Annotated in this window: 11 protein-coding genes; 6 read left to right on the forward strand and 5 right to left on the reverse strand. The window is 49.5% G+C overall.

What is annotated here, in order from left to right:
* Positions 1 to 139 precede the first annotated feature (139 nt).
* Complete coding sequence (locus tag ACTHSP_RS14110) at positions 140 to 541, reverse strand: RNA-binding S4 domain-containing protein (RefSeq protein ID WP_314512933.1); 402 nt, start codon at positions 539 to 541, stop codon at positions 140 to 142.
* A 204-nt stretch (positions 542 to 745) separates the two neighbouring features.
* Here ACTHSP_RS14110 and ACTHSP_RS14115 point away from each other — a divergent pair, with 204 nt between their 5' ends.
* From ACTHSP_RS14115 to ACTHSP_RS14140, 6 genes are all read left to right on the forward strand, one after another.
* Positions 746 to 1705, forward strand: coding sequence for an acetyl-CoA carboxylase carboxyltransferase subunit alpha (locus ACTHSP_RS14115; RefSeq protein WP_440346310.1), 960 nt, complete (start codon positions 746 to 748; stop codon positions 1703 to 1705).
* An 88-nt stretch (positions 1706 to 1793) separates the two neighbouring features.
* Positions 1794 to 3149: a tRNA lysidine(34) synthetase TilS gene (gene tilS, locus ACTHSP_RS14120; protein ID WP_440346311.1), complete on the forward strand. Its 1356-nt coding sequence runs from the start codon at positions 1794 to 1796 to the stop codon at positions 3147 to 3149.
* Positions 3150 to 3336: 187 nt separating this feature from the next.
* Complete coding sequence (gene rpoE / locus ACTHSP_RS14125) at positions 3337 to 3936, forward strand: RNA polymerase sigma factor RpoE (RefSeq protein WP_036493687.1); 600 nt, start codon at positions 3337 to 3339, stop codon at positions 3934 to 3936.
* A 5-nt stretch (positions 3937 to 3941) separates the two neighbouring features.
* Positions 3942 to 4490, forward strand: coding sequence for a sigma-E factor negative regulatory protein (locus ACTHSP_RS14130; protein WP_070647057.1), 549 nt, complete (start codon positions 3942 to 3944; stop codon positions 4488 to 4490).
* Positions 4491 to 4608: 118 nt separating this feature from the next.
* Positions 4609 to 5400, forward strand: a complete 792-nt coding sequence (locus tag ACTHSP_RS14135; RefSeq protein ID WP_070647212.1) for a TrmH family RNA methyltransferase — start codon at positions 4609 to 4611, stop codon at positions 5398 to 5400.
* Between the two features lie 34 nt (positions 5401 to 5434).
* Positions 5435 to 6094 carry a UPF0149 family protein gene (locus tag ACTHSP_RS14140; RefSeq protein ID WP_440346312.1) on the forward strand — a complete coding sequence of 220 codons (660 nt, stop codon included), beginning with the start codon at positions 5435 to 5437 and terminating at the stop codon, positions 6092 to 6094.
* A 61-nt stretch (positions 6095 to 6155) separates the two neighbouring features.
* Here the strand turns inward: ACTHSP_RS14140 and ACTHSP_RS14145 are convergent, their stop codons facing one another.
* The 4 genes from ACTHSP_RS14145 to ACTHSP_RS14160 form a co-directional block, all read right to left on the reverse strand.
* Positions 6156 to 6644 (reverse strand): DUF456 domain-containing protein, encoded by a 489-nt coding sequence (locus tag ACTHSP_RS14145; RefSeq protein ID WP_440346313.1) that lies wholly within the window; start codon positions 6642 to 6644, stop codon positions 6156 to 6158.
* Positions 6645 to 6787: 143 nt separating this feature from the next.
* Positions 6788 to 8023, reverse strand: a complete 1236-nt coding sequence (locus tag ACTHSP_RS14150) for an MFS transporter (protein ID WP_440346314.1) — start codon at positions 8021 to 8023, stop codon at positions 6788 to 6790.
* A gap of 100 nt (positions 8024 to 8123) precedes the next feature.
* Positions 8124 to 8522 carry an extensin gene (locus ACTHSP_RS14155; protein WP_440346315.1) on the reverse strand — a complete coding sequence of 133 codons (399 nt, stop codon included), beginning with the start codon at positions 8520 to 8522 and terminating at the stop codon, positions 8124 to 8126.
* A gap of 96 nt (positions 8523 to 8618) precedes the next feature.
* A partial coding sequence (locus tag ACTHSP_RS14160; protein ID WP_440346316.1) for a TonB-dependent receptor occupies positions 8619 to 9566 on the reverse strand: 948 nt, incomplete at its 5' end.

The raw sequence follows: 9566 nt of genomic DNA on the forward strand, positions 1-9566 counted from the left end.
ATGGCTTGAGCAGTTTGCTGAAAGAAGGTACTCATGAAAAATCCCCTAAATGTCTTGGTGGGAATTTAGGGGATTTTAGGGAATTTTGCAAAGGTCTCGGCATGAATATAGGGCCGTCTGAAACAATGGATGAAACATTTTACCAGCTATCGCGCTTCATACGGTCAAGCTGACGGCGGTCGCGTTTGGTTGGGCGTCCGTCCGGATAAGCGGCACTGATGCGGCTGGCTTGGTCGAGCTGTTTTTGAGCTTCGCGTTCGGCAGCCGTTTTCATGTCTTCTTCGTAGAGTAAACGCGCTTCCGGTGCCGGGCGGCGTTGATGATTGAGCGCGGCAACTTTGAATTTGTAGGGTAGGGAGTTCAAAGTCATGTCGATGGTGTCGCCGGCAGAAATATTTTTGCTGTTTTTCACCTTTGAGCCGTTTACCAAAACCCTGCCCAGCTCAATATGTTTTTGCGCCAGCGCGCGGGTCTTGAAAAAGCGCGCGGTCCAAAGCCATTTGTCCAAGCGCATGGACGAATTGTCATGATCGTTTTTCATAGCCTGTTTGAAATGATTGAACTGAATTGAAGTTTATCATAAGATACGGCACTCCATGAGTTTAGTGTAGATATACTATTTCTTTATTAAAGGCCGTCTGAAAGATTTTTTATTGCAAAAGATGGCAGTTTTCCTTTGAGAAATGCTGTCAAATACGTCTGATTAGCGTATCATGTCAGCAACCGTTACCGAGAGCTTTGTTTTATGAAACCTGTTTTTTTGGACTTCGAACAACCCATCGCCGAATTAACCAATAAAATTGACGAGTTGCGATTCGTACAAGACGAATCTGCCGTTGATATTTCCGACGAGATTGCCAGACTGCAAAAGAAAAGCAGCGAGTTGACCAAGTCAATTTTCAGCAAGCTGACTCCGGCTCAAATTTCACAAGTGTCCCGCCATCCGCAGCGTCCTTATACTTTGGACTACATCAACGGTATTTTTACTGATTTTGAAGAGTTGCACGGCGATCGCCATTATTCTGACGATCATGCCATTGTCGGCGGTTTGGCACGTTTCAACGGCCAAAGCGTGATGGTTATCGGCCATCAGAAAGGTCGCGATACCAAAGAAAAAATCCGCCGCAATTTCGGTATGCCGCGTCCTGAGGGTTACCGTAAAGCACTGCGTTTGATGCAGACTGCCGAAAAATTCGATATTCCGGTCATGACCTTTGTCGATACCCCGGGCGCGTATCCGGGCATTGGTGCGGAAGAACGCGGCCAGTCTGAAGCCATCGGCCGTAATTTGTACGAACTGACCCGCCTGCATGTGCCGGTATTGTGCACCATCATTGGCGAAGGTGGTTCGGGTGGTGCGTTGGCAGTGGCTGTCGGTGACTACGTCAATATGCTGCAATACTCGACTTATTCGGTGATTTCTCCCGAAGGCTGCGCCTCTATTCTTTGGAAAACTGCTGAAAAAGCAGCAGATGCCGCGCAAGCATTGGGTATTACCGCCAAACGCCTGCAAGAATTGGATGTCATCGACAAAGTGATTGATGAGCCTTTAGGCGGCGCACACCGTGATTTTGAAACCACGATGAAAAACGTTAAAACCGTTTTGGAACAGCAATTAAGCGAAGCGCAAAGCATGACCATGCCTGACTTGCTTTCTCGCCGTTTCGACCGCATTATGGCTTACGGTAAATTTACCGATAAATAAGTTTGACTGTTGAAAAAGCAAGCAGATGGCGCTGCTTGCTTTTTTTGTGTTCAATTTTTGAGTAATTCACAATTTCAGGCCGTCTGAAATGTCGCAACTATCCCCTGATTCCCTATTTAAAAGTTTTCAAGCAGCTTTTCCTGATTTGCCGAGCCATACTATTGTTGAAGTTGGCTTGAGTGGCGGATTGGATTCTGTCGTCCTGTTGCATCTTTTGCATCGGATGCGTGAATTTAGCCATTTTGATTTGCGTGCCGTCCATGTTCATCATGGTTTAAGCACTAATGCCGACAGTTGGGCAAAATTTTGTCAGGATTATTGCCAGCGTCTTAATGTTGCCTTGCGGGTGTGCCGTGTTAATGTGGAAAAACAAGGAAAAGGTTTGGAAGCGGCGGCCAGGGCTGCCCGATATCAGGCATTTTCAGACGGCCTGAAGAAAATTATTGTTTTGGCCCATCACCGCAATGATCAAATCGAAACATTTATGTTGTCAGCTGTGCGTGGAGGCGGATTGCGCGGTATGGCGGCCATGCCGGTATGGCGTGATTTAAATGAAGAGATTCAAATTTGGCGACCGCTTTTGGCATTTTCCCGTCAGGAACTGGCTGAGTATGCGCAACAATGGGGATTATCTTTTGTTGAAGACGAAAGTAATGAAGACTCCGGCTATTTACGCAATTGGATGAGAAATCAGGCTTTACCGCAATGGCAGCAGCGTATTCCGAATTTTGAGCGGCAAATTTGTGCCAATGTTCGATTATTGCAGGAAGATTTGCAGCTTTTAGATGAATTGATTGAGTCTGAATATCAACGCATCAGTCCAAACGGAATATTCAGCATCAGTCTGTGGCGGCAATGTACGCTGCTTTTACGTCGTCGGCTGCTTTGGTATTTTTTGCGAAAGCAAACGGAATCATTGCCTTCTTATCACAGTATTGCCGATTTTGCCCGAGTATTGGAAACCGCTGATCAGGCGCAGTTGAATTTGCCAGATGGGGAACTGGTCGCATATCGAGACAAGCTGTTTGTTTGTCAGGAAAGTGAGTTTCAAAAACTGCCTTGGTGTAATGGCAGGGAAGTTCAAGGCCGTCTGAAAGATATTTTGCTCGAAAATGGTTTTGTTTTATTACCGTTTAAGGGAGGTTTGTCGGAAGAGGAGTTGGAGAAACCGGCGGTACTTAGAAGTGTGGCCAAAAGTGATGTGATTCAGTCGGGACAGAGGGAAAAATCAGTCGAAAAACTATTGCAAGAGTGTCATATTGTGCCACTCGTCCGTAAATATTGGCCGATTATCCTAAGTATGGGCAACAAGTGCCTTGCTGTTGTTAATCTTCGGATGGGAAGTGATGTTCGAATGGAACAAGGTTATTTACCTGTTCATGAAAAGTTAGCCAAATATATAGCAAAAGACGAAGTGGTTGACTCTAAGTTTAGTAACTATTAGTAATTAAACTACTTTTATTAAGTCCATGTATATAAAGAAATATAGTCAATGTTAGAGTATCTATACGAATAAACTTTGGCAATTGAGTGTAATCTCGTGGAACTATTTCAAAGCGTTGCTGTCTTTACTGTGCACAGCACGCTTTACTATTTTTGGTTTAAAGCAGTAAAACGATTAAAGGTTGAATATGAACGATCGCCAAATAGATCAAGTTTTGGTGGAGCGCGCACAGAAAGGTGACCATAAGGCATTCGAGATGCTGATGTCCAAGTATCAGCGTCGGCTAAACAGACTGATTTCCCGTTTTATTCAGGATGAGCACGAAGTACACGATGTAACCCAAGAGGCAATGATTAGGGCTTATCGTGCATTGGCAAATTTTCGTGGAGAAAGTGCATTTTATACATGGCTGTACCGTATCGGTATCAATACGGCAAAGAATTTTCTAACCACTTCGGGTCGCCAGTTTTTTGTCAGTTCGGAAGCAGCCAATGAGGAGGGAGATGTTCTTGATTTAACCGATCAGATTGCGGATTACCATACGCCGGAAGCTGAAATGATGAATCGGGAAATCTTGCAGACCGTCGAAGCAAGCATCGCGCAACTGCCAGACGATATGCGTCAAGCCATTACGCTTAGGGAAATGGATGGCTTGTCTTACGAAGAAATAGCTCGGGTAGTGGATTGTCCGATAGGTACTGTACGTTCGCGTATTTTCAGAGCGCGTGAACTGATTGCAAAAGATTTGCGGCCGCTGTTGGATACTTCTGAAGATCAAAGGTGGTAATAAAAATGAACGACAAAACAAATAAAGCATTGGAGTATGTGTCTGCATTGATGGACGGTGAAGCATTGACTGATGAGATGCTGGATGCCGTATTGGCAGACGAGGAAGCTATGCGCGCTTGGCATGAGTACCACATTATCGGCGACTGTATCCGTCAGGGTGCGGCGGCGAGTGTTGCCGGTGAAACCATGCAAAGCAAAGCATTTACAGTGCCCCAAGCCGAAGCTGAAGGCAAGCAGGAAAAATATGCTCAGCGTGAAGCGGCCAATAGTGGCTTCTTCAAATTCTTCGCAGCCGCTGCAAGCGTGTGTGCGATTGCTGTTGCTGTATGGCAATTTACACCGCAAACTTCTCGTGACGCTATGCCTGTTGCAGAGAAGTCTAATGTTCAGCCTGCGCAAAATATCATTCCGGTAAGCGGTACGCCTAGTGATAAAGCAGCTTCCGAGCCTGGCGAGACTGTTGTGCCGAATGCGGCAAAAGATGGAAAAATTGAAAATCGTCCGACTGTCCGCACCGAGCAAAAAAATGAGCAGCAGACTGTTGTGCAGTAAAAAATGAAATCATGCAAAACCCTTGCTTCATTGCAAGGGTTTTTTATTTTCGAAGCAAAACCGTCAGGCCGTCTGAAAGCATAGCTTCAACGAAGTCAAAACAGTTATAATGCGCTCCATGAAACTGATTACCTCTGCTCAAAACGAACAGCTCAAACATTTATTCCGTCTGCTGACGCAGGCCAAAGCAAGGCGTGAAAGCGGTGAAACCGTATTGGAAGGCGTACATCTACTGCAAACTTATTTGCAAAGCGGCGGTACGCCCAAACAGGTTTATCTGCCTGAAAAGAAACAGCAGCATCCTGAAATTCAAGAAATTGCGGCGCAGTTGGACGAGGGATTGATTACTTGGGTCGGTAACGAAGCGCTGTCTAAAATCACCAGTCTGACCGATGCCGATGATGTGATGACTTGGATTGATATTCCGCAGCAGGCAGGTTTGCCTTCAGACGGCGATTGTGTGGTATTGGAGCGGGTACAAGACCCCGGCAATGCTGGGACGATTTTGCGCAGTGCGGCAGCAGCCGGAGTCAGGCAAATCGTGTGCGGCAATGATTCCGTGGATATCTGGTCGCCTAAAGTGTTGCGAGCGGGGATGGGTGCGCATTTTCTGCTGTCTATTTTCATCCGAGTGGAATTATCCGCTTGGATGGAAAGGTATCAGCATCAAATTTGGGCAACTGCCTTGGGCGGTCGCAATATCGGTTTGTATGAAATGGACCTCAGTCAACCTTGTGCTTGGGTGTTTGGCAACGAAGGCAGCGGCGTGAGCGAAACGGTAAAAGAGAAGGCCGATGCCTGTGTCAAAATCCCTATGTTGGGGCAAACCGAATCTCTGAATGTCGCGATGGCGGCAACGGTTTGTCTGTTTGAACAAATGCGGCAGCGTATCCATACCCAGGCCGTCTGAAAACAATGATAAGATTTTATTTTAAGGAACAAAAATGCAAATACTGACTTTTGATGAAGCGGCACGCAGCCGCTTGATGGAATTGTTGGATGCCAAATCCGAAGCCCACAACACCATGCGTTGTGATGAGGTTCAAGGTTTTATGATGGCTTTATTGAGCGGTCCGGATGCTTTGAATCCGACCAACTGGCTGCCTGAGATTTTGGGTGAGGAATCTTTGTTTGATGCCAAAGAGCGCACCGAAATCGAACGTTTGGTCATGGCAATGGCCGCCGATATGCGCATGAAGCTCAACGAGAAAATCCTGCCTGATTTGTGGTTTTATGAAGATGAAGCCGGCAATCCGGATTTTTACACTTGGTGTAACGCCTACCTTTACGCACTGGATATTGTGCCTACCGATTGGTTTGAAGCAGTCGATCAGGAAGAGTTTGAAGATTTGTTCTATCCGATTATGGCTTTGGGCGGCATCTATGACGATGAGGAAAACGGCGAAGTCATCTTGCATCTAAATGAAAAAGAGCTGACCCAGCTGGAATCTGATTTGCCGCATGTCCTGCTTGATATTTACTGGTACTGGCAGGCCATCATCAATAAGCCGCAGACTGTACGCCGCGAAGGCGAAAAAGTGGGTCGCAACGATCCTTGCCCTTGTGACAGCGGTAAAAAATACAAATCCTGCTGCGGCAAATAAACAGTGAAATGAAAAGGCCGTCTGAATGTTTGAAATTCAGACGGCCTTTAATATTTTTTATTTAGAAGAATGAGGCTAACCAAACAAACAGGATGGTCAGTGCAATGGTCAAGGCGCAGCCGATTTTGGCCACAGTACCGATGATAAAGCCGATAAACGTACCGATACCGACTTTGCCTGCCTGCCAAGTGTCTTTGCGTGCGATAAATTCGCCGATGGCCGCACCGGTCAACGGGCCGAGCAACAAGCCGGGAATGGAAAAGAATGCGCCGACGATGCCGCCGATAAATGCACCCCAAATTGCGGTTTTGCTTGCGCCGGTATATTTTGCACCCAATGCGCCCGCCACATAGTCCATTGCAGTACCGAATACGGCAACGATAGCCAAAAAGGTCAGCGTACCCGAGCCAAACACTTGATAATCGCCGGCATAACCCAACAGCCATGCGCCGCCAAACATCAAACCCAATCCGGGCAAGGCAGGATAAATAGTGCCTAAAATACCGACAACAATGGCGATCAAGCCGAGAACGATGAGAACAGCAGTCATGAGGTTCCTTTTGAATTTAAGAGTGTAATAACGGCAGTATTATGGGCATGTTTTGTTATATTTTCATGAGAGACTGTGCAATAAAATGAAAAATTATCCGGAGGCGCGCTCAATTAAAATCGATGGATAAATATCTAAGCGAATTATTGTGAATCACGATCCGAATGATTGAATAAATTTCTATTCAAGTATAAAAGCAGGCCTACCAATACGGCCAAGTACACTGCAACCCAATACGCATCTGTATAACCAATAGCCTTTGCCAGCCGTAGGGCGGCGAAACCGGCCGCGTAACTGCCGAGCAGGACGACGGAAAATTGCAGGCTGCTGTCGAGTGCGGCGGTGGCACTGTTGGATTTGTCCATCACCAACGCCAGTATCACCGGCAGTAGCAGCGTGTAGCTCAGGCTTAGGGCGATGATTTGCGCGGGCGGTAGCCAAGGGTGGACACGTGCGAGCGTATCGATGGCGGTCATGGACGCCAAAAGCGGCAGTTGCAGCGCGTAGAGCAGGAAAACGAGTTTGCGGCGCGGATAATTGCACGAAAACCAGCCCGACAGCGGCGTAACGATCAGGCAGGCAACAGGAATGCCCACCGCCAGAATCCCGCCCGTCTGCTTCGGGTTGAAGCCCAAATCCGCCAGCTTGGGCACAAAAGTCGCCGCCATAAACGCATACGGTGCGGCAACGGCAAACAGCAAAACCAGCCACCGCCAGCCTGTTTCAGGTTGCTGCCAAAAAGAAACCAGCCGTGCTGCCAACGCCGTCCAACTGCCTTGCGCAGTCGGACTTTCCGGCTCGCGGTAGTACAAGAGTTGCAGCAACATCAGCAGGCTGAACGCCAGCATAAAGCCGGCCGCCGCCGTCTGTCCGTATTCCTGATACAGCCACAATACCAGCGCGCCGCCGATCATCTTGCCGCCGCGTGCCGCCATCGTTTGAATCACGCCGCCGAAACCGCGTTCGCGGTGCGGCAGGACGATGCACGACAAACCCAGCATCGCGCAGCCGTACACCGCCGACATCGCCGAGAGCAGTACGCAGCAGGTCAAAAGCAGCGCGAAGTTCTGCGTTATGTCGGTACAGGCCATCAGCCCGAACACTGCCGAAAGCCCCAGCGTCGCCGCCAGCAACCAGCCGCGAAACCGCCCGAACCGCCCCGCCGGCCGCCGCTCCATCAGTGCGGCAAACAATACCTTCGCTGCTTCGATACTGCCGATTAAATGAATCCAGCTCAGTTGATTCAGGCTGTAACCGTTATTTTTCAAAATAGCGACCAGCGCGACCAGATAAAAACCGGTTAGCGTGAATTTGTAAGTGCTGCCGCCGATAAGCAGCAGCCAGTCACGTGAGTTTGGGGAAGTCTGATTGTCGGACATCACATGATTCTTTTGAAGATGAGGCAAATAAAGGGACAAGGCCGTCTGAACATATTGGGTGGCAATACTTGATTTGTATTTAAATAGGTTTAGTATCTTTTCAGACGGCCTTCAACGCTTCTTCTGCGCGAAGCAGGGCGGTTGTTTCATCTGCTTCGACGATGTAGTTCACGCCCAGCGCGGGGCCGAGTTTGGACGATTGTTCGCGGAAGAACGCCAGTTGCGCCGCGTCGGGTTCGATAAGGAGCATGGCGGCGCAGCGTTCGGACAGTTGCGGCCGATGTGCCTTTATCCATTCGATGTAAGTTTTGCGGTCGGCAATGCGCTGTTCATCGCTTACCTGTCGCTGCATCGGGGTGCAGACGGTGGCGAAGCGGGGGTTTTGGTTTAACAGGGTTTCGAATTCGGCCAGCCAGTCGGTGAAGTCGGCGACGTGGGTCAGGTCGGTCAGGTAGATGGTGCCTTCGGGCAGGGTTTTGGCAGGGGTGAAGTAGTGCATGGGATTCCTTTGGGTGTTTTGGAGGAATAAACGGTAGGTCGGGCATAAATGTCCGACCTATGTTTTTTCAGACGGCCTCCATCATTTCAGCTTCATTTAAAACTTCCATTCCGCGCTCACGCCTACGCTTCTGGGGCGTTGGTAGAGCGCGTCTTGGCGGTCGGCGCTGGAAATGAATATGGGGCGGCGGCGGTTGAACACGTTGTCGGCGTAGAGCGAGACGCGGCCTTGTTTGAAGTTGTAGGCGGTGTAGAGGTTGACTTGGTTGTACGCGCCGATTTTGCCTGATTCGGCATTGTCGGCGGCGGAATAGTAGCCGCCGTAGAAGCGCACGTCGCCGCCGGCTTCCCAGCCTTTGTCGTTCAGGTATTTCACGCCGATGTTGGCGGTGTATTTTGGCGCGCGGCCGAGTTTGTTGCCTTCGATGCCGCTGTCGGGATAGCTTTTGATTTTGGTGTTGAGCAGCCCCAGTCCGGTGGTGAGTTTCAGGCTGTCGGTCGCCTGCCAGTCGGCGGCGAGTTCCGCGCCGTAGGTGTGGACTTTTTTGGCGTTGCGGATAACGACGGAGTTGGTGCCGAGATAGAAGGGGAGCTGCATATCGCGGTAGTGGTTCAGAAACAGGTTGCCGGAGAGTTGCAGGCGGCGGTCTGCGCTGCGCCAGCGGGTGTACCACTCGTAGTTGTTCACATATTCGGGTTCATAAGTGTAGGTTACGACAGGGCGGCCGAAGGTGATGCCCGCGCCACCGGGGTTGTAGCCGCGTGCGGCTTTGATGCCGCTGACCCATTGGTCGGTGGGTTTGAAGGCGATATCGAATTTGGGTAGGAAGACGGTCTGGCCTTTGTCTAAATCGAGGTGCAGCGCGCCGCTGCCGCCGCTTCGTTTGTGCGTTTCTTTTTCAAGACGGGCGGCGGCCGTGATGTCCCATTTTTCGCTGGGGCTGTATGTGGTTTCGGCAAACAGGGCACGCACGCTGTTGCGGTCGTCAAAGGTGTTGCGGCCGCCGACGCTGCGGATGTCCACCCATTCGTCTTGTTTGCTGCG

This window comes from Neisseria sp. P0001.S005, assembly GCF_051963715.1.